Raw genomic sequence first — 26,064 nt, forward strand, 5'->3', positions numbered from 1 at the left:
TCCTTGATTCTTCAGCGCGGCCGCCGGTTCGATCCGGCGGTCCGGCGGCTCAGTGGCTCAGTGGCTCAGCGTCCGCGCAACATCGTCAGCAGCGAGCGCGGCACCAGCGCAACCATCGCGACGTGGACCACCACGAACGCGGCCATCGCGGCCATCGCGCAGAAATGCACGACGCGGGCGTTGTCGTAGCCACCGAACAGGTCGCGCAGCAGCGGGAACTGCACCGACTTCCAGATCGCCAGGCCCGACAGCACGAGCACGATCAGGTCGAGCACGACCGCCAGGTACGCGAACTTCTGCACCGCGTTGTAGCGGCGCGGATCGTCGTGCGAGAGCCGGCCGCGCAGCGCCGCGAACAGGTCGCGCAGCACGGCGCGCGGCGACAGCGGCAGGAAGCGCGCCGGAAAGCGGCGGCTCGCGAGGTTCGCCGCCAGATAGACGGCGCCGTTGAGCATCAGCAGCCACATCGCGGCGAAGTGCCATTGCAGCGCGCCGCCGAGCCAGCCGCCGAGCGTCCACGACGGCGGGAACGTCAGGCCCGGGAACACCGGCGAGGCGTCGTAGATGCGCCAGCCGGACAGCATCATCAGCAGTGCCGCCAGCGCGTTGAGCCAGTGCGAGACACGCAGCCAGACCGGGTGGACCGGTCCCGCCGGTGCCGGTGCCGCGGCCGGCCGGATCGAGGAAAGCGCCATGTCGAATACCACGCGAAATCGATTTACCACCATGCATTGCCGGAGCGCGCCGGCCGAAACCGCGCCGCGCCGGGTGCCGAAGGCGGCATGCTGCGCCGCGGCCGGTCACGACCATGAATTCGACGGCGCGGCCGCGCTGGTTACAGCGGCGAGCAAATAAATATCGAAGGGAATTTGTAATGCAAGGAGCGCGGGCCGCGAAGAAAACGACACCGACCCGACGCGAGCCGGTGGCGCGCTTGCGACGGAAAATGCGTTCGGTTATTCTAAAACACTTGTTCTAAAACGCTTGTTCGAAAACTCGAGTCGTCGTACCCAGGCGCGCGGTCCGCGCCGCCCAAGGTCGATGCCAGCCCGGCAAGGTCGCCCATTGCGCGCCGCCGGCGCCCCGCCATCACAGGATGCACCTTGTACGCAGCGGAAGACCGCCTGAAAACGCTGTTCGTCAGCGGACTCGATGGCAACGCCAACGCCTATCACGGCTTTCTGCAGGAGCTGACCCGCCACTTGCGCGGCTACCTGCGCAAGCGCATTCCGCAGATGCAGGACGACGTCGAGGATCTGGTCCAGGAGATCCTGCTCGCGGTCCATCACGCGCGCCACACCTATCGCACCGACGAGCCGCTGACCGCCTGGGTCCATGCCATCGCGCGCTACAAGCTGATGGACTTCTTCCGCTCGCGGTTCCGCCGCGAGGCGCTCAACGTGCCGCTCGACGACGATCACGAAACCCTGTTCGCGGCCCCCGACGACGAGCCCGCGCAGGCGCGCCACGACATCGGCAAGCTGCTCGAGCACCTGCCCGACAAGCAGCGGCTGCCGATCCTGCATGTGAAGCTGCAAGGGCTGTCGGTGACGGAGACGGCCGCGCTCACCGGGCTCTCGGAATCGGCCGTGAAGGTCGGCGTGCATCGCGGGCTGAAGGCGCTGGCCGCGCGGATCCGGGGCGAGCGATGAGAACCGAGGAACTGATCGGCCTGCTCGCCGCCGGGACGCCGCGCGTCGATCGCGGCATCGTCGCGCGCCGCTTCGGCGCCGCGCTGCCGCTCGGCTTCGCCGGCTCGCTGCTGCTGACCTGGCGGCTGTTCGGACTGCGGCCCGACATGCTGCCGGCCGCGCACACGGCGCTGTTCTGGATCAAGCTGGCGTTTCCGCTCGCGGTCGCCGCGCTCGCCTGGCGGCTGGCCGACCGGCTCGGCCGTCCCGGGCTGCGCGGCGGCCATCGATGGGCCGCGCTCGCGCTGCCGTTCCTCGCGCTGTGGGCGGCCGGCGCCGCGCTGCTCGCCGCAGCCGCGCCCGACGCGCGCCTGCCGCTCGCGCTCGGCATCTCGTGGAAGGTATGCGCGCTCAACATCCTGCTGCTGTCGGTGCCGAGCTTCGCCGCCGTGTTCTGGGCCATGCGCAGCCTGGCCGCGACCCGCCCGCGCCTGGCCGGCGCCGTCGCGGGCCTGCTCGCGAGCGCGCTCGCGACGGTGGCCTACTGCCTGCATTGCCCGGAGATGAGCCCGGTGTTCTGGGGGATCTGGTACGTGCTCGGGATGCTGCTGCCCGCGGCGGCGGGGGCGCTGCTGGGGCCGCGCCTGCTGCGCTGGTAGCGGGAAATCGGAGAAGAAACGCGGTGCCGTAGCCGCGTATCGAAGCCGCTCAGGCCGCGCGTCGCGTGCGCGGCTTCGCCGTCGGCAGCGTGGCGCCGATGACCGCCAGCGCGGGGCGCACGGCGCCTTCCAGCAGCGCGCGTTGCGGCCGCACGCGCGCCAGCACGCGCAGCCCCATCAGCATCGTGAACAGCATCTTCGCGACGTCGCCGGCCACGGGCGCGGCCGGAATCGTGCCGTCGGCCTGCCCGGCCTTCACGCAGCGCAGGAAGAACGCCTCGATGTCCTTCAGGATGGTTTCGAGCACGTCGCGAAAGCCGTCGTCGTGCGGCGCCAGTTCCATCGACGCGTTGACGATCAGGCAGCCGCGCCGCTGCGGGTCATGCACCGTCAGGCGGATGATCTCGTCGAAGAACGCGGCGATCGCGTCGCGCGGCGGCAATTGTGTCTCGAAGCGATGTTCGCGCTCGCGAAAACCGCGAGCGACGTAGCGCTCGAAGGCCCGCTCGTAGAGCGCGCGCTTGTCGCCGAACGCGTTGTAGACGCTCGCGCCCGTCATGCCCATCATCGCGGCCAGGTCGCGCACCGAAGTGGATTCATAGCCATGCGACCAGAACTGCGCGATCGCGGCGTCGAGCACGGCTTCCTCGTCGAATTCGCGTGGACGGGCCATCGCTTGATTCCTCCGTGGATTCGTCCCGGCGGCAAACCTGCGCCGGACATCGCATTTTAGTGCAATCGTTCTGGAATACCCAGGCCGCGTCGAGCGTTATCCCTACCGTGCGCCGCGGCCCTTCGCGGCCGCTCTCGATCCGGAGTGCCTGTCGATGTCCCCATCCCCCACCTCGTCCCCGCTGCAACGCCTCGCCGCGCTCGGCGTCACGCTGCCCGCCCCGCTGCGCCCGCTCGGCTCGTATCGCACCGTCTCGATCGTCGGCAACCAGGCCTACGTGTCGGGGCTCGGCCCGTTCGAGCACGGCAAGCCGGTGGTCGGCCTGGTCGGCGCCGACCTGCCGCCCGAGCGCGCGCGGCATGCCGCGCGGCTGACCATGGAGATGATCCTCGCCTGCCTCGACGAGGCCTGCGGGCTCGACCGCGTGCTGCGCTGCACGCGGCTGACCGTCTACGTGCGCGCCGAGGCGTCGTTCACCGCGCATCCGCAGGTTGCCGACGGCGCGAGCGACCTGCTGCGCGACCTGTTCGGCGAGGGCAACCTGCCGGCACGCAGCGCGCTCGGCGTGCCTACGCTGCCGATGGGAATTCCGGTCGAGATCGACAGCATCTTCGAACTCGATATGGGCAGCTTGAAATAGGAACAAGGAAGATGCCAGGCCACGCTGCCGGGCGTGGCCGATCGCGGCGACAAGATGAGGTGATATGAAGTGCGAGGCGTGACGGTACCGAAACACAGGCGCTGGAAAACAAAAAACCCGGCATCGAGCCGGGTTTCTGTCGAACGAATCGCGCAAGGTCGGGGCGCGGCACACGTTCGTTGTGTTTGGTTGCGGGGGTAGGATTTGAACCTACGACCTTCGGGTTATGAGCCCGACGAGCTGCCAGACTGCTCCACCCCGCGTCAGAGAAATGCAAGTATATGGGTGTTAAGCGTTTGTGTCAAACACAATCGCGAAAAATATTTCACGCCCGCGCCGCGGGCGGAGCAAATCTTCTCCGCTGGTACACTCCCGTCGTGCCGCGCGGCCCTCGCCGCCGGCCTCGCCTCAGATCACCACGGACCCGCCGCCCCGATGAAAATCGCCACCTGGAACGTCAACTCCCTGAACGTGCGCAAGCAGCACGTGCTCGACTGGCTCGCCTCGAGCCAAACCGACGTGCTGTGCCTGCAGGAGCTGAAGCTCCCCGACGAAAAATTCCCGAAGGCCGACCTCGAAGCGGCCGGCTATCGCAGCTGGTTCACGGGCCAGAAGACCTACAACGGCGTGGCGATCCTGGTGCGCGACACGCTCGGCGTCGACGAGACCGACATCGTCAAGAACATCCCCGGCTTCGAGGACGCGCAGCAGCGCGTGATCGCGGCGACCGTCAACGGCGTGCGGATCGTCTCCGCGTATTTCCCGAACGGCCAGGCGCCCGGCACCGACAAGTTCGCCTACAAGCTGCAGTGGCTCGACGCGCTGCAGGCCTGGCTCAAGGACGAACTCGCGCGCCATCCGAAGCTCGCGCTGCTCGGCGACTACAACATCGCGCCCGAGGATCGCGACGTCCACGATCCGGCCAAGTGGGAAGGCCAGAACCTGGTGTCGCCGGAGGAGCGCGCGCATTTCGCGGCGCTGCTCGGGATGGGTTTCGTCGACGCGTTCCGCCGCTTCGAGCAGCCCGAGAAGAGCTTCACGTGGTGGGATTACCGGATGCTCGGCTTCCGCCGCAACGCGGGGCTGCGGATCGACCACATCCTGCTGTCGCCGGCGCTGGCCGCGACGCTGAGCGCCTGCGAGGTGGACCGCGAGCCGCGCGGCTGGGAACAGCCGTCCGATCACACGCCCGTGTTCGCGCTCGTCGAATGAGCCGGCCGGCGCGCTGAACACGCGCGCCGACACGTCAACCCGGCACGTCGACATCTCGACGCATCAACCCTTCGCCGGCGCCGGCCCGAGATGGGTCCAGAGAAAGCCGAACTCGGCCGCGTCCGATTCGGCGCGTTCGAGATCGTCGGCGCTGCCGTGGCCGCCGTCGGTGTTCTCCCAGTACCAGACCTGTTCATGCCCGAGCGACTGCATGCGCGCGGCCATCTTGCGCGCGTGCGCCGGGTGGACGCGATCGTCGCGCGTCGAGGTGGTCAGCAGCAGCGGCGGATACAGCACGTCCTCGCGCACGCGCTGGTACGGTGAATAGGCGGCCAGCGCCGCGCCCTGCCGCGGATCGTCGGGGTCGCCGTATTCGTCGATCCAGGCCGCGCCCGCATGCAGCTTCGGATAGCGCCGCATGTCGAGCAGCGGCACCTGGCAGAGCACCGCGCCGAACAGCTCGGGCCGCTGCACCATGCAGGCGGCCACCAGCAGCCCGCCGTTGCTGCCGCCCTCGATGCCGAGCTGCGCGGCGGTGGTCACGCCGCTCGCGATCAGGTCCTCGGCCACCGCGATGAAATCGTCGAACGAGCGCTGCCGGTGCTCGCGCTGCGCGTCGGTATGCCAGCGCGAGCCGAATTCGCCGCCGCCGCGGATGTGCGCGAACGCGGCCACGCCGCCGCGTTCGAGCCAGGCGATGCCGAGCGCGTCGCTGTAGGCCGGCAGGTTCGGAATCGCGAAGCCGCCGTAGCCCGACAGCAGGCACGGCCGCGCCGTGCGCGCCGCCCCCGCGGCCGGCTCGAGCGCGTCGCGCGGGCCGATCAGCGTATAGGGCACCGCGGTGCCGTCGCGCGAGCGCGCCGTGGCACGCCGCACCACGAGCCCGGCCGCGTCGAACTGCACCGGCGGCCGGTCGAGCAGCGCGCGCCGCGCGGCGGCATCGTCGGCGCCATCCGCGAGATCGGCAAGCCAGCATTCGGGCGGATCGAGGAACGTGTCGGCATCGACGAACACCTCGTCGCCGAGCGTCGATTCGACCGGCTCGAGATCGATCTCGGCCTCGTTCGGCCACGCGAACGGCCGCGACGCCCAGCGCCAGCCGCCGTCGTCCTGCGGCACGGGCTGCCAGAGCAGCGTGCGGTTGCGCACGTCGTCGAGCCAGCTCGCGATCAGCAGGCCCCGCGTGTGGGTCCAGGTGCAGGCCGAGGTGGACGGCCCCGGCGCGAACAGCGTCGTGAACGCGCGCGCGCCGGCCAGGAACGCGTCCTCGCGGATCGCCAGCAGCGAGCCGCCGGTATGCAGCACGCCGTCGCAATCCCAGTCGAGGCGCGGCTCCAGCACCAGCCAGCCGCGCCAGAAGCCGACCACCACGTGCGCGGGCACGTCGTAGCGCGCCCAGCCGCCGTCGGCGGCGAGCCGGTAGGTATGGACGTCGAAGAAATCGACGCTGCGCCACGCGGTGTGGCGATCGTCGATCGGATCGTAGCCGGCGCCGGCGCTGATGTCGTCGGGCTCGCCGCGAAACACGATCGGCGCGTCGGCGAGCGCCGTGCCGCGCGTCCAGCGCCGCACTTCGTAGGGATAGCCGGCCTCGGTGACGGACGCCTCGTCGCGCTCCCAGCTGACGTAGACGGTGTCGCGGTCGATCCAGTCGATGGTGTGGTTGCCCGGCTCGTCGATCGTAAAGCCGTCTGCCACGAAGCAGCGCCGCGTCAGGTCGAACTCGCGGATCACGACCGCATCGGCGCCGCCCGGCGACAGCGACAGCAGCGCGCGGTCGCCGTCGGGATAGAGGATCGCATCGTGCTCGAACACCCACGATTCGCGCTCGTGCGCGCCGAGCGCGTCGACGTCGAGCAGTACGTCCCAGCTCGGCCGGCCGGCGCGCCAGTCGTCCCAGCGCGTGCGGCGCCAGAGCCCCTTGGGATGGCGATCGTCCTGCCAGAGATCGTAGGCCCACTCGCGCCAGCGCGCCGGGATCACCGGGCGTTCGCGCGGCAGGTAGGCCTGCGCGAGGCGCGCGACCAGCGCGCGGTAGGCCTCGTCGTCACGCAGCGCGGCGTGCGTGCGTGCGTTCTGCTCGTCGACCCAGGCGCGCGCGCGCCGGCTGTCGAGCGATTCGAGGAACTTGAACGGATCCGGCCCGGCGGGCCAGTGAAGCGAATCGGACATCTCGGGTTCGGCTGGAAGGCAAACCCCGATTATGTCCGATCGTCCGGCAGCCGGCGAAAACGCGGCGAAAGCCGCTGCCGGATGGGTGGTCGCATTGCGCGACGGATGGCTGCGTTCGATCTCGAACCACGCGCCCGCCAGCTACGGACCGGCGCGCGCCGCTCAAGGCTCCAGATGCAGTTCCTGGATCTTGCGCGTGATCGTGTTGCGGCCGATGCCGAGCCGTTCGGCCGCCTCGACCTTGCGCCCGCGCGTGAAGTCGAGCGCCTCGCGGATCACGGCGGCTTCGAAGCGCCGCGCGAGTTCGTCCATCACGTCGGCCGAGTTCTCGCGCAAGAGGCGCGCCACCTCGCTGCGCAAGCCCTGCTCCCAGACCGGGTTGCTCGACGCGACCGGCACCGCGCCGTTCACGGCCGGCGTGGCGGGCATCGGCACCGCGGCCGTCGCGCTGTTGGGCAGCGCGTCGGTGCTGGCGGCCACGGCGGCCGGCGTCACGCCCTCGCCGGGCGCCGCCTGCGCGGGACCGAGGTCGGGCGGCAGGTCCTTGATCTCGACGGTCTGCGCCGGCGCCATCACGGTCAGCCAGTTCGCGAGGTTCTCGAGCTGGCGCACGTTGCCGGGGAACGGCAGCGCGCTCAGGTAGGCGAGCGCGTCGTCGGACACGCGCTTGGGCTCGACGCCGAGATCGCGCGCGCTCTTCTGCAGGAAGTGCTTCGTCAGCAGCGGGATGTCCTCGCTGCGCTCGCGCAGCGGCGGCAGCCGCAGCCGGATCACGTTGAGCCGGTGGTACAAGTCCTCGCGGAACAGGCCCTGGCGCACGCGCGATTCGAGGTTCTGGTGGGTCGCCGCGATCACGCGCACGTTGGCGCGCAGCGGGTTGTGGCCGCCCACGCGGTAGAACTGCCCGTCCGACAGCACGCGCAGCAGGCGCGTCTGCAGGTCGAACGGCATGTCGCCGATTTCGTCGAGGAACAGCGTGCCGTTCTCGGCCTGCTCGAAGCGGCCCTGGCGCGTGGTCTGCGCGCCGGTGAACGCGCCGCGCTCGTGGCCGAACAGCTCCGATTCGAGCAGATCCTTCGGGATCGCCGCCGTGTTCAGCGCGATGAACGGCCCGTTCGCGCGTGGGCTGTGACGGTGCAGCGCGCGCGCGACAAGCTCCTTGCCGGTGCCCGATTCACCGGTGATCAGCACGGTCGCGGCCGAGTGCGAGAGCCGGCCGATGGCGCGGAACATGTCCTGCATGGCGGGCGCCTGGCCGAGCATCTCGGGCGCCTCGGCGAGCTTGTCGTCGTCGGGCACGCCGCCGCGCAGGCTCTCCTCCACCGCGCGCCGGATCAGCTCCACGGCCTTGTCGACGTCGAACGGCTTGGCCAGGTATTCGAACGCGCCGCCCTGGAACGCGGCCACCGCGCTGTCGAGGTCGGAGAACGCGGTCATGATGATGACCGGCAGCCCCGGCATGCGCTCGTGCATGGCCTGCAGCAGCTCGAGCCCCGAGCCGCCCGGCATGCGGATGTCGGACACCAGCACCTGCGGCGATTCATGATCGAGCGCGGCCAGCGCGTCGCGCACGTTCGAAAAGCTGCGGGTCGCGAAGCTGTCGCGTGCGAGCGCCTTTTCGAGCACCCAGCGGATCGATTGGTCGTCGTCTACTATCCAGATCGGCTTCATAGGTCGGTCAGATGTCTCAGTGAGTCGCGGCGCCGTCGCTCAATGATCGAGCGGCAGCAAAATCTGAAATTCGGTGCGGCCCGGGCGGCTTTCCACCTCGATCGTGCCGTCGTGCTGCTGCACGAAGGTCTGCGCGAGCGTGAGGCCCAGGCCGCTGCCGTCCTCGCGCCCCGACACGAGCGGGTAGAAGATCCGGTCGCGGATGTCCTCGGGAATGCCGGGGCCGTTGTCGATCACGTGCAAGTCCAGTGCCAGCTTGAACAGTTTCTTGCCGATCGTGATCTTGCGCGCCACGCGGGTGCGCAGCTCGATGCGCGCGTCGCCCTGCGCGATCCGCTCGCGCAAGGCCTGTGCCGCGTTGCGCACGATGTTGAGCAGCGCCTGGATCAGCTGCTCCTTGTCGCCGCGCAGGTCGGGCACGCTGACGTCGTAGTCGCGTTCGATCGTGAGCCCGCGCGGGAATTCGGCGAGCATCACGGCGCGCACGCGCTCGCACACCTCGTGGACGTTCACGTCGCCGACGATGTGCGGATGCCGGTGCGGTTCGAGCAGCCGGTCGACCAGCGTCTGCAGCCGGTCCGACTCCTTGATGATCACCTGCGTGTATTCGCGCAGCTCGCCGCGCTCGCGCTCGCCCAGCTCGAACTCGAGCAGCTGCGCGGCGCCGCGGATCCCGCCCAGCGGGTTCTTGATCTCGTGCGCGAGATTGCGGATCAGGTGCTTGTTGACCGCGGTCAGATCGTGGATCCGCTCCTCGCGGTCGGTGCGCGACTGCCGTTCGTTCTCGAACAGCTCGACCAGCACGTAGTCGGGCGCGTCTTCCAGGAAGCCGACGATCGCGTGGACGTGCAGCGCCTCGCGGCCCGGCCGCTCGAGCACGGTGTCGAGATGGGTGGCCTGGAAGCGCCCCTCGCCGATCGCGGTGATGGTGGTGGCGAGTTCGGTGGAATTCGGGAACAGGTCGCTCCACGGCATCTGCGCGAGCTGGCGGCGCGAAATGTCGAGCATCGACTCGGCCGACGGATTCGCGAACGCGATGCGCAGCGTGCGGCGGTCGAGCACCAGCACGACCGTGGGCAGCGCCTCGAGCCCCGCGAGCAGCCCCGAGCGCATCAGCCGCTCATCGTCCGACAGCCGTTCCGGCTGCCCTGCCCTGGCCTTGATCAGATTCTTCAGAACCATCTTGCTTGGGAACCCGTTCCTTGCTGGAAAAACCCTGCAACGAAAAAGGGACGGCCGGAGGCCGTCCCCTTCGTGTGTTCGCGGCGCACGGCAGCGCGTTGCTCCCGTGCGCCGGACGGCGGGGCGGCGCTTCGCTCGATGACGTGACGAAGCGCCATCGCCGCTTACAGCGAGTAGTACATCTCGAACTCGACCGGGTGCGTGGTCATGCGGAACTTCGCGAGTTCCTGTTCCTTCAGGCCCAGGTACGCGTCGATCATCGCATCGGTAAACACGCCGCCGCGCGTCAGGAACTCACGGTCCTTGTCGAGCGCTTCGATCGCCTGGTCGAGGCCGGCGCACACGGTCGGGATCTTGGCATCCTCTTCCGGCGGCAGGTCGTACAGGTTCTTGTCGGCGGCCTCGCCCGGATGGATCTTGTTCTGGATCCCGTCCAGACCGGCCATCAGCAGCGCCGAGAAGCACAGGTACGGGTTCGCCATCGGATCCGGGAAACGCGTTTCGATGCGGCGGCCCTTCGGGTTCGACACGTGCGGAATGCGGATCGACGCCGAGCGGTTGCGTGCCGAGTAGGCCAGCTTGACCGGTGCCTCGAAGTGCGGAACCAGGCGCTTGTACGAGTTCGTGGTCGGGTTCGTGATCGCGTTCAGCGCACGGGCGTGCTTGATGATGCCGCCGATGTAGAACAGCGCCGTCTCCGACAGGCCGGCGTAGCCGTTGCCCGCGAACAGGTTCTGGCCGTCCTTCCAGATCGACTGGTGAACGTGCATGCCCGAACCGTTGTCGCCCACCACCGGCTTCGGCATGAACGTGGCCGTCTTGCCATACGAGTGCGCGACGTTGTGGACGATGTACTTCAGCCATTGCGTCCAGTCGGCGCGTTCGACCAGCGTCGAGAACTTCGTGCCGATTTCGTTCTGGCCCTGGCCCGCGACTTCATGGTGATGCACCTCGACCGGGATGCCGATCTGTTCGAGCAGCAGGCACATTTCCGAACGCATGTCCTGGAACGTGTCGACCGGCGCGACCGGGAAGTAGCCGCCCTTGGTGCCCGGACGGTGGCCCGTGTTGCCGCCTTCGAATTCCTTGCCCGACGACCACGGGGCTTCCTCGGAATTGATCTTCACGAAGGTGCCCGACATGTCCGTGTTCCACTGGACCGAGTCGAAAATGAAGAATTCCGGCTCCGGACCGAAGAACGCCGTGTCGCCGATGCCCGTGCTCTTCAGGTAGGCTTCCGCGCGCTTGGCGAGCGAGCGCGGGTCGCGCTCGTAGCCCTTGCCGTCGGCCGGCTCGACCACGTCGCAGGTCAGCACCAGCGTCGATTCCTCGTAGAACGGGTCGACGAACGCCGCCGCCGGATCCGGCATGAGCAGCATGTCCGACGCTTCGATCCCCTTCCAGCCCGCGATCGACGAGCCGTCGAATGCGTGGCCGCTCTCGAACTTGTCTTCGTCAAAGGCCGACACCGGCACCGAGACGTGCTGTTCCTTGCCGCGCGTATCGGTGAAGCGGAAATCGACAAACTTGACGTCCTCGTCCTTCACGAGCTGCATGACGTCGGCGACGGTTTTACTCATAACCTCTTCTCCTGGATTGAACAATTCCGGCGGACTGGGACCGCCTCCGTTAAGCGGATTGCGCCGGCTTCCGCGCCTGAGCGCAGCGGTGGCCGACATGACCGTGACATCTAAAGCAGCTTCCATGCCACCCATGCGCCAGTTCGGCGCGACGCGCCACAACCCGCGCCGCGACGGGGACGCCGCGCGCGCTTTCGGGGCTTCTCGTGCCCGCGCGGGCACGTCTCACGCACCAAATATAGGCAAAACCACGAAAAGCGCACCAAATTAATGCTAATCGCATGACGAAAGGCGATTCTGCACTGTTTTGGTGAAATGGCGCGCCGGCACCCCGCGCGCGCCGTGCGCGGCCGTCGCGCGAGGCCCGCGCACCCTGGCCCCGCAGGCTAGAATGCCGGTTTGATTCGCAACCGGAATGCCCGACATGACCACGCTCGACCAGCTCTACGCGCAAGCCGATCAACGCCGTGCCGAAGGCCGGCTCGCCTACGCCGGCGCGCTGCTGCCCGCCGAAGCCTTCGAACTGCTGCAACTGGACCCGGCCGCGCGGCTGGTGGACGTGCGCACGCGCGCCGAGCTCGACTGGGTCGGCCGTCCGCTGGTCGGCGACAGCCAGTACGTCCACGTCGAGTGGACGCGCTACCCGGGCGGCGTGCCGAATCCCGATTTCATCGCGCAACTGAAGACGCAGGCACTGGCCGGCACCCCGATCGTGTTCCTGTGCCGCAGCGCGGCGCGCTCGAAGCTGGCCGCCGTGGCGGCCGCGCAGGCCGGCTTCACGAAGGCGTTCGACATCCTGGAAGGCTTCGAGGGGACCAAGGACGGACAGGGGCATCGCAAGACGGTCGAGGGCTGGTGCCATCACAAGCTGCCGTGGATCGGCGCTTGAACGTTGCCTGCCATCGTCCGGCCGGGCGATGACACACCGATGACGGGCCGCGCGAGCGGCCCGTGTCGTTTCCGGCGCCGCGGCGGCCGGCCGATCGACCGGGCCGCCGAGGAAGCGGCTGAAATGCAGATTGACCCCGCGGCACGCCCGGGTTCGGCCCGCGCCCGCTCAGCGCGGGGCCGCGTCGGGTTCGACGATGTCGCCGCCGAGGTGGTGGACGCCCTCGCGCAGCTTCACGAACGCGGCGGCCACGGCCTCCGGCTCGCCCTTCACGCCGAGGTCGATGTGGCGCCGCGCATAGACGCCGCCGCGCTCGGCGTCGCCCACGCTCGGCAGGCTGAACACGCGCACGCCCGGGAAATCGCGCTCGATCTGCTCCATCAGCGGCGTCAGCGTCGATTCGGGCAGCTCGAACACCAGCACCGAACGCTCGGCGAACGGCGTGGCGTGATGCAGGTGGGCGTACTTCGTGTCGAGCACCCATTCCATCATCGGCCAGGCCATCACCGGGAAGCCCGGCACGAAGTGGAGGTCGCCGCACGAGAAGCCGGGGATCTTGTTGTAGCCGTTCGGGATGATGCTGGCGCCGGCCGGGAACGTGCCCATCTCGAAGCGATGGCGGTTCTCGGGCGACTCGAAATCGACCGGCGCCGAGGCGTCGGTATGCATCTCGCGGATCCGCTCCGAGATCAGCTGCTTCGCTTCCGGATGCAGTTCGAGCGGCACGCCGAGCGCGGCCGCCGCGCACTGGCGCGTGTGGTCGTCGGGGGTGGCGCCGATGCCGCCCGTCGAGAACACGATGTCGCCGGCCGCGAACGCGCGCTTGAGCGTGGCCGTGATGCGCTCGCGCGAATCGCCGACGTACTCGGCCCAGTCGAGCGCGAGGCCGCGCGCGCCGAGCAGTTCGATGACCTTGGCGAGATGCTTGTCCTGGCGGCGACCGGACAGGATTTCGTCGCCGATGATGATGATGCCGATACTCATTCGTGCCTCGTCGGAACTTGGGGATGCGCGGCGGCGGCCGCGCGCAGGTCCTGCAGCGCGTGCAGGCAATAGAAACCGAACCACAGCGCCGAAAACACGAGGATGAACGCATAGACCCAGATCATCGCCGCCGCGACGAACGGGAACAGCACCATCATCCAGATCGACGATACCCAGACGAACGTCGGCACCGTGCCGAGCAGCCCGCTCGCGATGCCGATGCCGATCAGCGGCCAGCGGTGGCGGCGCAGCAGCGCGCGCCGCTCGTCGGCGCTCGCATGCAGCGCGAGCGCGTCGTAGGTCATCACGCGATAGGTGAGCCAGCCCCAGATCAGCGGCGGCAGCAGCGCGAAGAACGGCGGGATCAGCCACAGCGGCAGCGTGACGACCAGCACCACGATGCTGGCGAGCGCCGCCCACAGCGAATTGAACACGCTGCCGTACCAGCTGCCGCCGCGCTTCGTCTCGAGCTGCGCGAACGGGCGCCGCGACAGGTGGCCAACCACGACCGGCATCGAGATGCCGGCGATCAGCAGCAGCACGGTCAGCACGATCAGCGGAATCGCCACCGCCACCACCACGAACGGCGCCACCACCGCGTGCAGCTGCGGCACGCCGATCGCGCCGAAGAAATGGTAGAGCCAGGCGGTCAGCGCGAAGCCGTCGAGCGCGACGCGCGTGAAACCGACGAGCGGCTGCCACGCGAACCACAGCACGACGCCCCAGCCGAGCGCGGCGACGAAAAACGGCATGAACGTGAGCCAGAGCATCCGCGGGTGCAGCGCGCTTGCGAATGCCCGGCCGAAGGAGCGCAGCAGATCGGTCATGCGGGCCTGGTCGAGGAGAAATCGGGGACGCGCAGCAAGGATAAACCAGGCGGCGCCCGCGCGCCAAAACGGTGAACGGGCCTGGCCGGATGGTCGGGGAAACGGGAAACGGGGGACGGGCGGAACGCGGGAGGCGGTGGACGTCGGGCGAAGCGGGCGCGCGCCGTCAGGGCGATGCGGCCGGCCGGCGTGGATCGGACGCATGGTCGAGCCGATGCGTGCCGCCTTCGCCAATGCAACCGTGATGCGGAAGGAAACATGAACGCGGGGACGCGAAAGGCACCCCCGACAGGTACAAAGGCAAAGCTGCGCAAACGCGCCGCTGCCCCCTGCCCGGCTGGTCGCCGCGAGGCTACGTCAAGCCGTCTCGGCCGACACGCGCGGCTTGCGGCGCGCGAGGCGCCTCGCGATGCGCACCATGGCGAGCCAGTGCTGGGACCAGAAGCCCTCGCCATACGAGACGCCCTGGTATTGCTCGCGGATGCCGGTGGGCTCGAGCGTGCGGTTCCACGAGGCGGTGCGGAACAGCATGTCCCACCACGGGAACAGCACGCCGAAGTTGCAGCCGTAGGCGGTGCCCTCGTGGCCGTAGCCGACCGCGTGGTGGCGCCGGTGGAACGCCGGACTCACCAGCAGGCGCTCGGCGAGCCGGCCGAACGGCAGCACGGCGTTGGTGTGCTGGATGCTCTGCAGGAAGTTCGACACGGCGGTCAGCACCACGAACTGCGACGGCGGCACACCGATCACGAGCGCGATCGCGGCGAAGAAGCAGCCCTGGATCAGGTCGTCGAGCAGGTGGTTGCGGTCGTCGGTCCACAGCGACATCTGGCGCTGGCTGTGATGCACGGCATGCAGCTCCCACCAGACGCCGAAGCGGTGCTGCCAGCGGTGGTACCAGTAGCCGGCGAAATCGAGCACGACGAGGTAGATCGCGAACGCGACGAGCGGCTGCGAGGTCACGCCGGGCCACAGCGTGTCGAGATTGAGGTTCGCCACGCCCTTCACGCGCAGCCAGCCCTGGAAGCTGTCGAAGAACGGCTGCATCACGAAGAAGAAGAACAGCGTGAAGATGCCGAGCTTGGCGATCAGCGTGTAGATCACGTCCACGCGCGTCTCGCGGCGGTTGGCCCAGGGCTCGGCCGGGCGCAGCGCCTCGAGCGGGCGCAGCAGCACGTACATCGCCAGCACCTGCAGCGCGCCCACGATCACCCAGTAGAGCGCGTCGTAGGTGTCCTCGTCGTAGTCCATCAGGTCGAACTTGAACAACGCCGGCTGGACCACGTCGACATAGAGCCAGGTCTGCAGGTTCGACACGAAAGTGTCGAGCATCGAGGCGATCGCATGAAGCATGGGCGAACTCCGGCCGTCAGGCGCCGTTCGGCGCCGTCACCGGCGCGCGGTCGTAGAAATAGATGCCGTGCGGCGAGCGGCCGACCGGAATCGTCTGGATCAGGCGCCGGCTCGCCAGGTCGATCACGCCGACCTTCTTGGCGAAGCGGAACGTCACCCACAGCGTCTTGCGGTCGGCCGACAGCTCCATGTCGTCGGGGCCGGGCAAGAGGCCGGTGATGTCGCCGACGTTGGTGAGCGTGTTCTCGTCGATGATGCTGATGGTGTTCGCGACGCGGTTCGTGACGGCCACGTGGGTGCCGTCGGCGAGCGAGCGGAAATTGTGCGCGCCCTTGCCGGTCGGGATCGTCTTGACGACCTTCTGGTTGCGCCAGTCCACCACCGCCACGTAGTCGGCGCCCGTCATGCCGACCAGCACGTACTTGTTGCCGGGCGTCATCCAGAGGCCGGCCGGCACCTTGCCGACCTTCATCTTCCACTTCACCGTCTGGGTCGGCAGGTCGATCGCGGCCAGCTCGCCCGAGACCTGCAGCGACACCAGCACGGTGCGGCTGTCGTTGGTGAACGCGAGGTGGCTCGGCATCACCGCCAGCGGCACGCGCCTGGCCAGCTTCACGTTGTGGCCGTCATAGCTGTAGATGTCGACGCGGTCGAGCCGCAGGCCGGCCGCCACGAACCACTTGCGGTCGGGCGAGAAGCCGAGCTGGTAAGGATCGTCGATGCCCTCGACGGTGCGCTGCAACGCGCCCGTGCGCGGATCGAGGAACATCAGGCTGTTCGAGACCGAATTCGCGACGATCAGCGAGGAATTGTCGGGCGTCGCCATCAGGTGATGCGGCTCCTTGCCGGTCGGCATGTTGCCGACCACCTGATGCGAATTCTCGTCGATCAGCGAGAGCGTCGCCTCGGCCGAATTCAGCACGATCACGTTGTTGGCGAAGGCGGCCGGAGCGGCCGTGGCGGCCAGGGCGCCGACCAGCAGGGCGGCACGACCGAAAGACAGGAAATTGCGCATGAAGACCCACGTCGAGTGACAACCGTCATTGTAGAACGTTCGGGCGGCCGTCCGGTTGACCGGCGGCCGCCCCGGTTCGTCGGGACGGCCACCGCCGCGCTAGCGCTGCAACGACTCCCAGACCTTGTGCAGCCGCTTGACGGAGACCGGCATCGGCGTGCGGAGTTCCTGCGCGAACAGCGAAATGCGCAATTCCTCCAGCAGCCAGCGGAACTCGGTGAGCCGCCCGTCGGCCGCGCCGCCGCGCTGCGACAGCGCCCGCTGGTAGTGCTGCGCGAGCGGCGCGAACTCGGCGAGCTGGCGCGCGTCGCGGGCCGCGTCGGCCTTGAGCTTGTCGATGCGCAGCGCGATGCCCTTCAGGTAGCGCGGGAAATGCGCGAGCTGCGGGTACGGCGTGTCGATCACGAAGCGCTTGCCGACCAGCGCGCCCAGCTGCGCGACCATGTCCGCGTGGGCGGCGCCGAACGACTTCGCCTGCGCCAGCTTCTTGGCGAGCCCGACGTATTCGGCCAGGATCTGTCCGACCAGCCGCGCGATCTCCTGCGCGAGCAGGTTCAGGCGGCTGCGACCCTCGTCGCGGCGCGTGTGGAAGCTCGCGTCGTCGTCGGGCAGCGGGTCCTGCAGGCAGGCGCGGTCGAGCGCGGTGTCGATCAGCTGGTCGCGAAGCTCGTCCTGCGAGCCGAGCGTCATGTACTGCATCGCCATCTCGCGCAGCCCCGGCAGGTTCTTCTCCAGGTACTTGATCGGCTCCTTCAGCTGCAGCGCGAACAGCCGGCGCAGCCCGGCGCGGTGGATCCGCGCCGCCTCCTCGGGCGAATCGAACACCTCGACGTCGCAGTGCGTGCCGCGATCGACGAGCGCCGGGTAGCCGTACAGCGTCTGGCCGCGCCGCCGGATCTCGAGCAGCTCGGGCAGCTTGCCGAAGTTCCAGGTGGTCAGGTTCTCGTAGAGCGCGGTCGCGCCGCCGCCGGCCGCTTCGGCCGCGGCACCCGCACCCGCACCCGCACCCGCGGCCGTGGCCGGCGCGGTGCGCGGCGGCGCCGAGCGGCCGCCCGGGCGCCGGCCGGCCGCGCCGCCGTTGCCGCCCGCCGCGCCGGTCTGCAGCGGCGCGCCGTCGGCCGCCTCGCCCGCCGGCGCGAGCGTGGCCGCCGCCGCGATCTTCTGGAAGTGCTGCTGCGCCTGCGCGCCCAGTTCGCCGCGCAGTTGCGCGAGGTTGCGGCCCATCGCGAGCTGGCGGCCGTGCTCGTCGATCACCTTGAAGTTCATGAACAGGTGCGCGGGCAGCGTTTCGAGCTTGAAGTCCGGGGTCTTCATCGCGATCTGCGTCTGGCCGCGCACGTCGGCGATCAGCACGTCCAGCAGCGCGCCCGCGCCGAAGCGCTCGGCGCCGGCGCGCCCGACGAAGCCGGCCGCGTAGTCGGGCAGCGGCACGCAGTGGCGCCGCAGCTTCTGCGGCAGCGACTTCAAGAGCAGCTGCACCTTCTCCTTCAGCATGCCCGGCACCAGCCACTCGGCGCGCCGCGCGTCCACCTGGTTCAGCGCGAAGAGCGGCACCTGCAGCGTGACGCCGTCGCGCGGCGAGCCCGGCTCGAAGTGGTAGGACAGCGCCATCTCGACGCCGGCCATGGTCAGCCGCTTCGGGAACAGGTCGGTGGTCACGCCCGCCGCCTCGTGGCGCATCAGGTCGTCACGCGACAGGTACAGCAGCCGCAGCTTGTCCTCGGGCTGGCCGCTCGCCTTCAGCTCGTCGCGATACCAGCGCTCGAACGCGGCGCCGGTATGGATCCCGGCCGGGATCGCCTGGTCGTAGAAGCCGTAGATCAGCTCGTCGTCGACCAGCACGTCCTGGCGGCGCGACTTGTGTTCCAGTTGCTCGATGTCGGCCAGCAGCTTGCGGTTGTGCGCGAAGAACGCGAGCTTCGTGTCGAACTCGCCCTCCACCAGCGCGCCGCGGATGAACAGCTCGCGCGCACGCGCCGGATCCTGCTTGCCGAACGCCACGCGACGGCGATGGTAGATCGTCAGGCCATAGAGCGTGCCGCGCTCGAACGCGCTGACCTGTGCCGGACGCTTCTCCCAGTGCGGCTCGGACAGCGTCGTCTTCAGCAGATGCGCGCCCACCTTCTCGATCCACTCGGGCTCGATCTTCGCGATGCCGCGCGCGTACAGCCGGCTCGTCTCGACCAGCTCGGCCGCCATCACCCAGCGCCCGGCCTTCTTGACGAGCGCCGAGCCCGGCCACAGGTGGAACTTGATGGTGCGCGCGCCGAGGTAGTGCGGCTCGTCGTCGGCCTTCATGCCGATGTTGCCGAGCAGGCCGGTGAGCAGCGACAGGTGGATCTGCTCGAAGGTCGCCTCGACCTCGTTCAAGCGCCAGCCCAGCTCGCGCACCACCGTCAGCAGCTGCGAGTGGACGTCGCGCCACTCGCGCAACCGCAGGTGCGAGAGGAAGTTGGCGCGGCACGCGTCCACCAGCTGCCGGTTCGACTTCTTGTGCGCGACAGCTTCCTCGAACCAGGCCCAGATCTTCGGCCACTGCAGGAATTCGGAGCGCTCGTCGGCGAACCGGCGGTGCGCCTGGTCGGCCTGCTCCTGCGCCTCGATCGGCCGGTCGCGCGGGTCCTGCACCGACAGCGCGCTGGCGATGATCAGCACCTCGCGCAGCGCCTGCTGGTCGCGCGCGGCCAGGATCATGCGGCCCACCCGCGGGTCGAGCGGCAGGCGCGCCAGTTCGCGGCCGAGCGGCGTGAGCGCGTTGTCGTCGTCCACCGCGCCGAGTTCGTTGAGCAGCTGGTAGCCGTCGGCGATCGCGCGGCCCGGCGGCGGCTCGATGAACGGGAACGACTCGATCGAACTGAGGTGCAGCGACTTCATGCGCAGGATCACCGCGGCCAGCGACGAGCGCAGGATCTCGGGATCGGTGAAGCGCGCGCGGCCGGCGTAGTCGGTGTCTTCGTAGAGGCGGATGCAGATGCCGTCGGCCACGCGCCCGCAGCGGCCCGCGCGCTGGTTCGCGGCCGCCTGCGAGATCGACTCGACCTGCAGCTGCTCGACCTTGTTGCGGTACGAATAGCGCTTGACGCGCGCGAGGCCGGTATCGACCACGTAGCGGATGCCCGGCACCGTCAGCGAGGTCTCGGCGACGTTGGTGGCCAGCACGATGCGGCGCGCGTTCGAACCCTTGAACACGCGCTCCTGGTCGGCCGCCGACAGCCGCGCGAACAGCGGCAGGATCTCGGTGTGTGGCGGATGGTGCTTGCGCAGCGCCTCGGCCGCGTCGCGGATCTCGCGCTCGCCGGGCAGGAACACCAGCACGTCGCCGGGGCCTTCGCGGCACAGCTCGTCCACCGCGTCGACGATGCCGTCCATCAGGTCGCGCTCGGCCTCGCGCGCCGTCTTCTGGCGGTCGCGCCCGCTCGCGGCGCCCTCGGCGTTGCGCACCGCCGCCGAGCGCTCGTCGGCGATCGGCCGGTAGCGGATCTCGACCGGATAGAGCCGGCCGCTCACCTCGATCACCGGCGCCGGGCGCGTCTCGCTGCCGAAGTGGCGCGCGAAGCGGTCCGCGTCGATGGTCGCCGAGGTCACGATCAGCTTCAGGTCCGGCCGCTTCGGCAGGATCTGGCGCAGGTAGCCGAGCAGGAAATCGATGTTGAGGCTGCGCTCGTGCGCCTCGTCGATGATCAGCGTGTCATACGCCCGCAACAGCGGGTCGGTCTGCGTCTCGGCCAGCAGGATGCCGTCGGTCATCAGCTTGACCGAGGCGCCCGGCGCGAGATTGTCGGTAAAACGTACCTTGTAGCCGACCACCTCGCCGAACGGCGTGCCGAGTTCCTCGGCGATCCGGCGGCCGGTGGACGACGCGGCCAGCCGGCGCGGCTGGGTATGGCCGATCAGGCCGCGGCCGCCCGCGCCGAGCCCGCGGCCGAGCGCGAGACAGATCTTCGGCAGCTGGGTGGTCTTGCCCGAGCCGGTCTCGCCGCAGACGATCACCACCTGGTTCTCCGCGATCGCGCGCGCGATCTCCTCGCGCTTGCCGGAGACGGGCAGGCTCTCGGGGAACGTGATCGGCGGGATCGGGTTCGGCGTGACGGGCGGGCGGGCGGCGCGCGGCTCACGTGGTTCACGCGGCGGGCGGGCCTCGCGCGGCTCGCGGGCGGGGCGGTCGGGGCGGTCGGGGCGCGCTTCACGCGGCTCGCGCGGCGGCCGGCCTTCGCGGGCTTCGCGCGGGTCTCGGCCTTCACGGCTTTCACCGCCTTCGCGCGGCGAGCGTTCGGCACGCGGCGTGCGCGGCGGCTGCGCGGCTTGCGGCTCGCGCTTCGGGTTCGACGATTCGGGGGGACGGGCCGCTGGCGGCGCCTGACGCGGCTCCGGGCGAGCCGCCGGCTGCGCACCTTGATCCGCCGGTGCATCCGAGCGCTTCGGTGCGGAGCTTTTGGGTACATTCGACATGGGGGCGCATTATAATCCCGCCCATGAATTCCCAAACCGACCTCCCCGCCGTCCCGACACCGTCGCCCATCGACGCGACCGCGATCAGCCACGCCCAGTTCGTCGACTGGATGCGCTCCGTCGCGCCCTATATTCACAAGTTCCGCAACAGCACGTTCGTGATCGGCTTCGGTGGCGAGGTCGTGCAGCAGGGCCTGCTGAACGCGCTGGTCGCCGACATCGCGCTGCTGCAGGCGATGGGCATCCAGATCGTGCTGGTCCACGGCTCGCGCCCGCAGCTGGAAGAGCAGCTGAGCCTGCACGGCGTCGAGTCCGAGTTCTCGCACGGGCTGCGCGTCACCGACGCGCGCGCGCTCGAATCGTCGAAGGAAGCGGCCGGAGAAGTGCGTCTGGACATCGAGGCGGCGGTCAGCCAGGGCTTGCCGAACTCGCCGATGGCGCACGCGCACATCAGCGTGGTGTCGGGCAACTTCGTGACGGCGCGACCGGTCGGTATCCTCGACGGCGTCGATTTCCAGCACACCGGCGTGGTCCGCAAGATCGATGCCGAATCGATCCGCCATTCGCTCGCGAGCCGCAAGCTCGTGCTGCTCTCGCCGCTCGGTTTCTCGCCGACGGGCGAGGCGTTCAACCTGTCGATGGAGGACGTCGCCTCGGCCGCCGCGATCGCGCTGCGCGCCGACAAGCTGATCTTCCTGACCGACGCGCCCGGCCTCGTCGACGAGGAAGGCGAGCTGATCGGTGAAATGTCGCTCGACGCGGCCGCCGAGCTGCTCGACTCCGGCAACCTGCAGGGCGACGAGGCGTTCTACCTGAAGCATGCGATCCGCGGCTGCCGGGGCGGCGTGGCGCGGGGCCACCTGCTGCCCTACTCGCTCGACGGCGGCGTGCTGCTCGAACTGTTCCTGCACGACGGCGTCGGCACCATGATCTCCTACGAGAACCTGGAAAGCCTGCGCGAGGCGACGCCGGACGACGTCGGCGGCATCCTCACGCTGATCGAGCCGCTCGAAAGCGACGGCACGCTGGTACGGCGCGGCCGCCACCAGATCGAGCGCGACATCGACCACTTCTCGGTGATCGAGCACGATGGCGTGCTGTTCGGCTGCGCGGCGCTGTATCCGTATACGCAGGAGAAGATCGGCGAGATGGCCTGCCTGACCGTCGCGCCCGAGGCCCAGGGCTCCGGCGACGGCGAGCGCCTGCTCAAGCGCATCGAGCAGCGCGCGCGTGCTCGCGGCCTCACGCGCATCTTCGTGCTGACGACGCGCACCGAGCACTGGTTCCTCAAGCGCGGCTTCGTCAAGGTCAACGTCGACGACCTGCCCGAAGACCGCCGCAAACTCTATAACTGGCAGCGCAAGTCGCTCGTGCTGATGAAGCAGCTCTGAGCGGCGCCCAAGCGCGCCCCCTCCCCAGTCGATTACAGGAGAAGTCAACGATGTCCCGTATGGTTCAATGCGTAAAGCTCGGCCACGAAGCCGAAGGCCTCGATTTCCCGCCGCTGCCGGGCGAACTCGGCAAGCGAATCTATGAAAACGTGTCGAAGGAAGCGTGGCAGGGCTGGCTCAAGCAGCAGACCATGCTGATCAACGAGAACCGCCTGAACATGGCCGACCCGCGCGCGCGCCAGTATCTCGTCAAGCAGACCGAGAAGTATTTCTTCGGCGAAGGCGCCGACCAGGCGACGGGCTTCGTGCCGCCGACCGAAGGCTGAGCGTTTCGCCTCCGCCGTGCGGCGCGCTCGCGTTGCACGGCGGAGGCGGCGCCTCTGCTGCCCCGGCTTGTTCTCTTCCGCTGTTTCTCCCGCTGCCTCCCCGTTTTTTCCCGGTCCGCGTCCCGCCAGTGCCGCCATCCCGCGACGACGTCGAACCATTTCAGCGTCCGCGAAAAATAACGCTGGATAAAAGTGCGCGATGCCGCTATGATCACGCCTCGATTCGCGCCAAGGCATGGATCGCGTCCCGCCGGACGGAATGAGATGAAAAAAGGCTTGACGCAGTAACAAAGCCCCATCATAATTCAAGGCTCTTTGGGCGGTTAGCTCAGCGGTAGAGCACTGCCTTCACACGGCAGGGGTCACTGGTTCGATCCCAGTACCGCCCACCAAAGAATTCACGGTGCCTCACGGCATCGCAGCAAAAAGCCCCATGATGAAAGTCATGGGGCTTTTTGCTTTCCGGCGCTTCACCGTCGTCGAGATCCGTGATGCCGGCGCGTTCGTCGCCGAGCTTCAGGCCTTCGTCCACGAGCGCGTCGAGGCGGTGGGCACCTATTAGCTCGACCACGTCGTCGACGCCGTGCGCAACGTGCTCGGCCTGCATTGAGCCGGCCGCGCGTGGGGATCGCGTTACCGCCGTTTCCGATCGAGGCCGGCGAACTGCTGCAGCACGTCAGTCGCGTCAGGTATCGCGACGCGACGCTCCGCTTCGGCCGCGACCTTCCCCACGGCACTGATGGAATCGGTGTTTCACAAGCATGAATGGGATCGCGATACGCAGCGCGCGGTCACGCTGACGGAAATCCGCAGCCGGCCGGTGCGCGCGGTCCGCGTGGTGGAGCCTCTGCAACTGGCCGACCTGACCGCGCCCGGCGTGATGGCGGGCCACTTCGGCCTGAACCTCGGCCAGTGGGCGAGCCGCGACTACACGCATACGCAACATATCTCGGCGCAGGTGCATGCGAGGCGCGGGCCGGACCGTCACGCCCGCTTCGACGGCCTGCTCCATCCCTCGCGCAACACCTATCCGGCCGCGAGCGCCGCCCTGTTCGAACACACCGCGCCGAAGATCCGCGTCACCGACGACATCGATCTGGTCGAGCACGTCGACTGGCCCGGCTTCGTCGACGCCTATCGCATCGGTGTCATCATCGCTCCGTGAGCGTCAATGGAAAACGGCCTGAATCCCGAGATCCAGGCCGTTCGTCATGACGAGGCCGGCCGCCCTCACTGCGCCTTCGCCGCCACATGCCGCGCGCCGTTGCCGCCGCCCACGTAACGCAGCATCGACAGTTCCTCGCGCACCTTGGCCGGATCGCTTTCGAGCGACGGTGTGAGCGGCCCCGCCACCAGCGCGAACGGCACCACCATGCGCACGTACTTCGTCTCGCCCTGCATCAGATAGAACGTGAGCGGCCGGTCGGGCGCGCTCGAGGTGGTGACGGTGTACTGCCCGGCCGGCTCGTCGAGATAGAAGAAGCCGCCGCCCGGTATCTCGCCGGCGGGCTGGTCGTTGACCTTGACGTGGTCGCCGCTCGCCATGCCGAGCTTCGCCTGGCTGCGGAAGAACACGATGCGCCCCTGCCCCGCGGCCGGGGCCGGCACCGAGGCCCACATGTCCCGGTAGATCGGCTTCTGCGGCCGGGACGCGCATCCCGCCAACGCGATCGTCGTCGCCAGTACCGTCAACGCAGCGCCCGTGCGCCAGTTCCACCTCATCGTCGTGTCCTCCGGATCGTGACCCTTGTCGCGCCGAAACCGGCGCGCGGCCGGCCTCCCGTCAGTCCAGCATAGACGATTCGACCCGCCGTCGCGACCATCGTCGCCGATACGCGACGCCGCTTTGACAATCCGAAACATTCCTGCGGCACGCCGCAAACTTCCGGTGACGATTCGTGGGCGACTGCACGGCGCGCGATCGACGACACGATCGAACCCGCGCCATGCAGCCCCCAGCGCCTCACACGGCGCCGATCTGCCGCGCCGTCGAGGCGATCGCCTGCGCCGCCTTGCCGACGATCTCGTCGACGTCCTGCGTCGTCACGACGAGCGGCGGCGACAGCAGCATGCGATCGCCGGTCGCGCGCATGATCAGGTTGCCGTTGAAGCAGTAGTCGCGGCAGATCGTGCCGACCTCGCCGCCGTTGGCGAAGCGGCGCCGCGCGCCCGGGTCCTGCGCGAGCTGGATGCCGGCCACGAGCCCGGCGCCCGCCACCTCGCCGACGATCGGGCTGCCCGCCAGCGCCTCGCGCAGGCGCCGCTGGAAATACGGCCCGATTTCGGTCTTCACGCGCTCGACCACGCCGCCCTCGCGCAGCACCCGCAGGTTCGCCACCGCGACGGCCGCCGCCACCGGATGTCCCGAGTAGGTCATGCCGTGGTTGAACTCGCCATGCGCGATCAGCGCGTCGGCGATGCGATCGGACAGCGCCACGGCGCCCATCGGCACGTAGCCGCTCGTCAACCCCTTGGCCAGCGTCATCAGGTCCGGCGTGAAGCCGAAGTACTGGTGCGAGAACCACTCGCCGGTGCGCCCGAAGCCGCCGATCACCTCGTCGGCCACCAGCAGCACGTCGTACTTGCGGCAGATCCGTTCGATCTCGGGCCAGTAGGCCGTGTCGGGAAAGATCACGCCGCCCGCGCCCTGGAACGGCTCGCCGATGAACGCGGCGACGTTCTCGGCGCCGAGTTCGAGGATCTTCGCCTCGAGCTGCCGCGCGCGCTCGAGCGCGAACGCCTCGGGCGTCTGGTCGGCGCGTGCCTCGCCGAAGAAATACGGCTGGTCGATATGCACGACGTGCTCGACCTTCGACGGCATCTGCTCGTGCATGTAGTCCATGCCGCCGAGCGTGCCGCCCGCGATGGTCGAGCCGTGATAGCCGTTGCGCCGCGAGATCACGTACCTGCGCTGCGGCTGCCCTTGCGTGAGCCAGTATTGGTACACGACGCGCAGCACCGTGTCGTTGCCTTCCGAGCCGCTGTTGCAATAGAAGAAACGGTTGAACGCGGGCGGCGCGATCTCGGCGAGCAGCGCCGACAGCTCGATCACGGGTGGATGCGTGGTCTTGAAGAAGGTGTTGTAGAACGGCAGTTCGCGCAGCTGCCGCGCGCCGGCTTCGATCAGTTCCTCGCGGCCGTAGCCGACGTTCACGCACCAGAGCCCGGCCATCCCGTCGACGATGCGGTTGCCGTCGGAATCACGCAGGTGGACGCCGTGCGCGCCGGTGATCACGCGGCTGCCGGCGCGATTGAGCGCGCCCATGTCCGAGAACGGGTGCAGGTGGTGCGCGGCGTCGAGCGCGCGATACTCGGCCGTCGAGCGCGCCTCGGCCGCGGCCGGCGCGCGCACGGCCTGGACGTAGGCCGATTCGCCGATTCGTTGCGTCATGATGGATCCTCCGTTGGGCGGC

The 26,064-nt window shown here is 69.0% G+C and carries 23 protein-coding genes and 2 tRNA genes; 11 read left to right on the forward strand and 14 right to left on the reverse strand.

Annotation, left to right across the window (positions count from 1 at the left end):
• Nucleotides 1-65: 65 nt before the first annotated feature.
• Nucleotides 66-695 (reverse strand): cytochrome b/b6 domain-containing protein, encoded by a 630-nt coding sequence (locus BpN12_RS27920; protein WP_246795420.1) that lies wholly within the window; start codon nucleotides 693-695, stop codon nucleotides 66-68.
• Here BpN12_RS27920 and BpN12_RS27925 point away from each other — a divergent pair.
• From BpN12_RS27925 to BpN12_RS27935, 3 genes are all read left to right on the forward strand, one after another.
• On the forward strand, nucleotides 694-855 hold the full coding sequence (locus BpN12_RS27925; protein WP_246795421.1) for a hypothetical protein: 162 nt from the start codon (nucleotides 694-696) through the stop codon (nucleotides 853-855). The genes BpN12_RS27920 and BpN12_RS27925 overlap by 2 nt on opposite strands.
• 248 nt (nucleotides 856-1,103) lie before the next feature.
• Nucleotides 1,104-1,652, forward strand: a complete 549-nt coding sequence (locus tag BpN12_RS27930; protein WP_246795422.1) for a sigma-70 family RNA polymerase sigma factor — start codon at nucleotides 1,104-1,106, stop codon at nucleotides 1,650-1,652.
• Nucleotides 1,649-2,290, forward strand: coding sequence for a DUF1109 domain-containing protein (locus BpN12_RS27935; RefSeq protein ID WP_246795423.1), 642 nt, complete (start codon nucleotides 1,649-1,651; stop codon nucleotides 2,288-2,290). The genes BpN12_RS27930 and BpN12_RS27935 overlap by 4 nt, the downstream gene beginning before the upstream one ends.
• A gap of 49 nt (nucleotides 2,291-2,339) precedes the next feature.
• On the opposite strand, the gene BpN12_RS27940 is transcribed toward BpN12_RS27935, so the two are convergent.
• Nucleotides 2,340-2,963: a TetR/AcrR family transcriptional regulator gene (locus BpN12_RS27940; protein WP_246795424.1), complete on the reverse strand. Its 624-nt coding sequence runs from the start codon at nucleotides 2,961-2,963 to the stop codon at nucleotides 2,340-2,342.
• A 154-nt stretch (nucleotides 2,964-3,117) separates the two neighbouring features.
• On the opposite strand from BpN12_RS27940, the gene BpN12_RS27945 reads away from it, so the two are divergent.
• Nucleotides 3,118-3,603, forward strand: coding sequence for a RidA family protein (locus BpN12_RS27945; RefSeq protein ID WP_246795425.1), 486 nt, complete (start codon nucleotides 3,118-3,120; stop codon nucleotides 3,601-3,603).
• Between the two features lie 186 nt (nucleotides 3,604-3,789).
• On the opposite strand, the gene BpN12_RS27950 is transcribed toward BpN12_RS27945, so the two are convergent.
• Nucleotides 3,790-3,866 (reverse strand) — tRNA-Met (locus tag BpN12_RS27950).
• 172 nt (nucleotides 3,867-4,038) lie between these two features.
• Here BpN12_RS27950 and xth point away from each other — a divergent pair.
• A complete protein-coding gene (gene xth / locus BpN12_RS27955) occupies nucleotides 4,039-4,815 on the forward strand; it encodes an exodeoxyribonuclease III (RefSeq protein WP_246795426.1) in 777 nt (258 codons plus the stop codon).
• 63 nt (nucleotides 4,816-4,878) lie between these two features.
• Here xth and BpN12_RS27960 read toward each other — a convergent pair whose 3' ends face one another.
• From BpN12_RS27960 to glnA, 4 genes are all read right to left on the reverse strand, one after another.
• Complete coding sequence (locus BpN12_RS27960; RefSeq protein ID WP_246795427.1) at nucleotides 4,879-6,987, reverse strand: prolyl oligopeptidase family serine peptidase; 2,109 nt, start codon at nucleotides 6,985-6,987, stop codon at nucleotides 4,879-4,881.
• A 162-nt stretch (nucleotides 6,988-7,149) separates the two neighbouring features.
• Complete coding sequence (gene ntrC, locus BpN12_RS27965; protein WP_246795428.1) at nucleotides 7,150-8,658, reverse strand: nitrogen regulation protein NR(I); 1,509 nt, start codon at nucleotides 8,656-8,658, stop codon at nucleotides 7,150-7,152.
• Nucleotides 8,659-8,697: 39 nt separating this feature from the next.
• Entirely contained in the window at nucleotides 8,698-9,840 is a 1,143-nt protein-coding gene (gene glnL, locus BpN12_RS27970; RefSeq protein WP_055138999.1) for a nitrogen regulation protein NR(II), read from the reverse strand.
• 164 nt (nucleotides 9,841-10,004) lie between these two features.
• Nucleotides 10,005-11,420 (reverse strand): type I glutamate--ammonia ligase, encoded by a 1,416-nt coding sequence (gene glnA / locus BpN12_RS27975; protein WP_198251644.1) that lies wholly within the window; start codon nucleotides 11,418-11,420, stop codon nucleotides 10,005-10,007.
• A gap of 424 nt (nucleotides 11,421-11,844) precedes the next feature.
• Between glnA and BpN12_RS27980 the strand changes: the two genes are divergently transcribed.
• On the forward strand, nucleotides 11,845-12,309 hold the full coding sequence (locus BpN12_RS27980; protein WP_042626694.1) for a rhodanese-like domain-containing protein: 465 nt from the start codon (nucleotides 11,845-11,847) through the stop codon (nucleotides 12,307-12,309).
• A 168-nt stretch (nucleotides 12,310-12,477) separates the two neighbouring features.
• Here BpN12_RS27980 and BpN12_RS27985 read toward each other — a convergent pair whose 3' ends face one another.
• The 5 genes from BpN12_RS27985 to hrpA all read right to left on the reverse strand — a co-directional run bounded on the left by BpN12_RS27985 (nucleotide 12,478) and on the right by hrpA (nucleotide 20,934).
• Nucleotides 12,478-13,293, reverse strand: a complete 816-nt coding sequence (locus tag BpN12_RS27985) for a competence/damage-inducible protein A (protein WP_246795429.1) — start codon at nucleotides 13,291-13,293, stop codon at nucleotides 12,478-12,480.
• A complete protein-coding gene (locus BpN12_RS27990) occupies nucleotides 13,290-14,120 on the reverse strand; it encodes an EI24 domain-containing protein (RefSeq protein WP_246795430.1) in 831 nt (276 codons plus the stop codon). The genes BpN12_RS27985 and BpN12_RS27990 overlap by 4 nt, the downstream gene beginning before the upstream one ends.
• A gap of 357 nt (nucleotides 14,121-14,477) precedes the next feature.
• On the reverse strand, nucleotides 14,478-15,470 hold the full coding sequence (locus tag BpN12_RS27995; protein WP_246795431.1) for a sterol desaturase family protein: 993 nt from the start codon (nucleotides 15,468-15,470) through the stop codon (nucleotides 14,478-14,480).
• Nucleotides 15,471-15,486: 16 nt separating this feature from the next.
• A complete protein-coding gene (locus BpN12_RS28000; protein WP_246795432.1) occupies nucleotides 15,487-16,485 on the reverse strand; it encodes a YVTN family beta-propeller repeat protein in 999 nt (332 codons plus the stop codon).
• Between the two features lie 99 nt (nucleotides 16,486-16,584).
• Entirely contained in the window at nucleotides 16,585-20,934 is a 4,350-nt protein-coding gene (hrpA, locus tag BpN12_RS28005; RefSeq protein ID WP_246795433.1) for an ATP-dependent RNA helicase HrpA, read from the reverse strand.
• Between the two features lie 23 nt (nucleotides 20,935-20,957).
• On the opposite strand from hrpA, the gene argA reads away from it, so the two are divergent.
• From argA to BpN12_RS28025, 5 genes are all read left to right on the forward strand, one after another.
• Nucleotides 20,958-22,325: an amino-acid N-acetyltransferase gene (argA, locus tag BpN12_RS28010; RefSeq protein WP_246795434.1), complete on the forward strand. Its 1,368-nt coding sequence runs from the start codon at nucleotides 20,958-20,960 to the stop codon at nucleotides 22,323-22,325.
• A 50-nt stretch (nucleotides 22,326-22,375) separates the two neighbouring features.
• Nucleotides 22,376-22,651 carry an oxidative damage protection protein gene (locus tag BpN12_RS28015; protein ID WP_246795435.1) on the forward strand — a complete coding sequence of 92 codons (276 nt, stop codon included), beginning with the start codon at nucleotides 22,376-22,378 and terminating at the stop codon, nucleotides 22,649-22,651.
• 317 nt (nucleotides 22,652-22,968) lie between these two features.
• Nucleotides 22,969-23,043, forward strand: a tRNA-Val gene (locus tag BpN12_RS28020).
• A 41-nt stretch (nucleotides 23,044-23,084) separates the two neighbouring features.
• Nucleotides 23,085-23,213: a hypothetical protein gene (locus BpN12_RS33340; protein WP_280529142.1), complete on the forward strand. Its 129-nt coding sequence runs from the start codon at nucleotides 23,085-23,087 to the stop codon at nucleotides 23,211-23,213.
• A gap of 186 nt (nucleotides 23,214-23,399) precedes the next feature.
• Complete coding sequence (locus tag BpN12_RS28025) at nucleotides 23,400-23,816, forward strand: RES domain-containing protein (RefSeq protein WP_483298941.1); 417 nt, start codon at nucleotides 23,400-23,402, stop codon at nucleotides 23,814-23,816.
• Between the two features lie 65 nt (nucleotides 23,817-23,881).
• Here the strand turns inward: BpN12_RS28025 and BpN12_RS28030 are convergent, their stop codons facing one another.
• Together BpN12_RS28030 and BpN12_RS28035 are read right to left on the reverse strand one after the other, a co-directional pair.
• The gene (locus BpN12_RS28030; protein ID WP_246795436.1) at nucleotides 23,882-24,373 is read right to left on the reverse strand and encodes a DUF2846 domain-containing protein; all 492 of its coding nucleotides are present in this window, start codon (nucleotides 24,371-24,373) and stop codon (nucleotides 23,882-23,884) included.
• 241 nt (nucleotides 24,374-24,614) lie between these two features.
• Nucleotides 24,615-26,042 carry an aspartate aminotransferase family protein gene (locus tag BpN12_RS28035; protein ID WP_246795437.1) on the reverse strand — a complete coding sequence of 476 codons (1,428 nt, stop codon included), beginning with the start codon at nucleotides 26,040-26,042 and terminating at the stop codon, nucleotides 24,615-24,617.
• Nucleotides 26,043-26,064: the final 22 nt, after the last annotated feature.

This window comes from Burkholderia perseverans (genome assembly GCF_022870505.1).
Lineage (GTDB): Bacteria > Pseudomonadota > Gammaproteobacteria > Burkholderiales > Burkholderiaceae > Burkholderia > Burkholderia plantarii.

Excerpts from the sequence above, each read along its gene's own strand:
- BpN12_RS27935 (WP_246795423.1), top strand. The coding sequence starts at position 1,649 with ATGAGAACCGAGGAACTGATCGGCCTGCTCGCCGCCGGGACGCCGCGC.
- glnL (WP_055138999.1), bottom strand. The coding sequence starts at position 9,840 with ATGGTTCTGAAGAATCTGATCAAGGCCAGGGCAGGGCAGCCGGAACGG.
- BpN12_RS27945 (WP_246795425.1), top strand. The coding sequence starts at position 3,118 with ATGTCCCCATCCCCCACCTCGTCCCCGCTGCAACGCCTCGCCGCGCTC.
- hrpA (WP_246795433.1), bottom strand. The coding sequence starts at position 20,934 with ATGTCGAATGTACCCAAAAGCTCCGCACCGAAGCGCTCGGATGCACCG.
- BpN12_RS28035 (WP_246795437.1), bottom strand. The coding sequence starts at position 26,042 with ATGACGCAACGAATCGGCGAATCGGCCTACGTCCAGGCCGTGCGCGCG.
- BpN12_RS28030 (WP_246795436.1), bottom strand. The coding sequence starts at position 24,373 with ATGAGGTGGAACTGGCGCACGGGCGCTGCGTTGACGGTACTGGCGACG.
- BpN12_RS27960 (WP_246795427.1), bottom strand. The coding sequence starts at position 6,987 with ATGTCCGATTCGCTTCACTGGCCCGCCGGGCCGGATCCGTTCAAGTTC.
- glnA (WP_198251644.1), bottom strand. The coding sequence starts at position 11,420 with ATGAGTAAAACCGTCGCCGACGTCATGCAGCTCGTGAAGGACGAGGAC.
- BpN12_RS28000 (WP_246795432.1), bottom strand. The coding sequence starts at position 16,485 with ATGCGCAATTTCCTGTCTTTCGGTCGTGCCGCCCTGCTGGTCGGCGCC.
- argA (WP_246795434.1), top strand. The coding sequence starts at position 20,958 with ATGAATTCCCAAACCGACCTCCCCGCCGTCCCGACACCGTCGCCCATC.
- BpN12_RS27980 (WP_042626694.1), top strand. The coding sequence starts at position 11,845 with ATGACCACGCTCGACCAGCTCTACGCGCAAGCCGATCAACGCCGTGCC.
- BpN12_RS28015 (WP_246795435.1), top strand. The coding sequence starts at position 22,376 with ATGTCCCGTATGGTTCAATGCGTAAAGCTCGGCCACGAAGCCGAAGGC.
- BpN12_RS27990 (WP_246795430.1), bottom strand. The coding sequence starts at position 14,120 with ATGACCGATCTGCTGCGCTCCTTCGGCCGGGCATTCGCAAGCGCGCTG.
- BpN12_RS27985 (WP_246795429.1), bottom strand. The coding sequence starts at position 13,293 with ATGAGTATCGGCATCATCATCATCGGCGACGAAATCCTGTCCGGTCGC.
- BpN12_RS27940 (WP_246795424.1), bottom strand. The coding sequence starts at position 2,963 with ATGGCCCGTCCACGCGAATTCGACGAGGAAGCCGTGCTCGACGCCGCG.
- xth (WP_246795426.1), top strand. The coding sequence starts at position 4,039 with ATGAAAATCGCCACCTGGAACGTCAACTCCCTGAACGTGCGCAAGCAG.
- BpN12_RS27925 (WP_246795421.1), top strand. The coding sequence starts at position 694 with ATGTCGAATACCACGCGAAATCGATTTACCACCATGCATTGCCGGAGC.
- BpN12_RS33340 (WP_280529142.1), top strand. The coding sequence starts at position 23,085 with ATGATGAAAGTCATGGGGCTTTTTGCTTTCCGGCGCTTCACCGTCGTC.
- BpN12_RS27920 (WP_246795420.1), bottom strand. The coding sequence starts at position 695 with ATGGCGCTTTCCTCGATCCGGCCGGCCGCGGCACCGGCACCGGCGGGA.
- BpN12_RS27995 (WP_246795431.1), bottom strand. The coding sequence starts at position 15,470 with ATGCTTCATGCGATCGCCTCGATGCTCGACACTTTCGTGTCGAACCTG.
- ntrC (WP_246795428.1), bottom strand. The coding sequence starts at position 8,658 with ATGAAGCCGATCTGGATAGTAGACGACGACCAATCGATCCGCTGGGTG.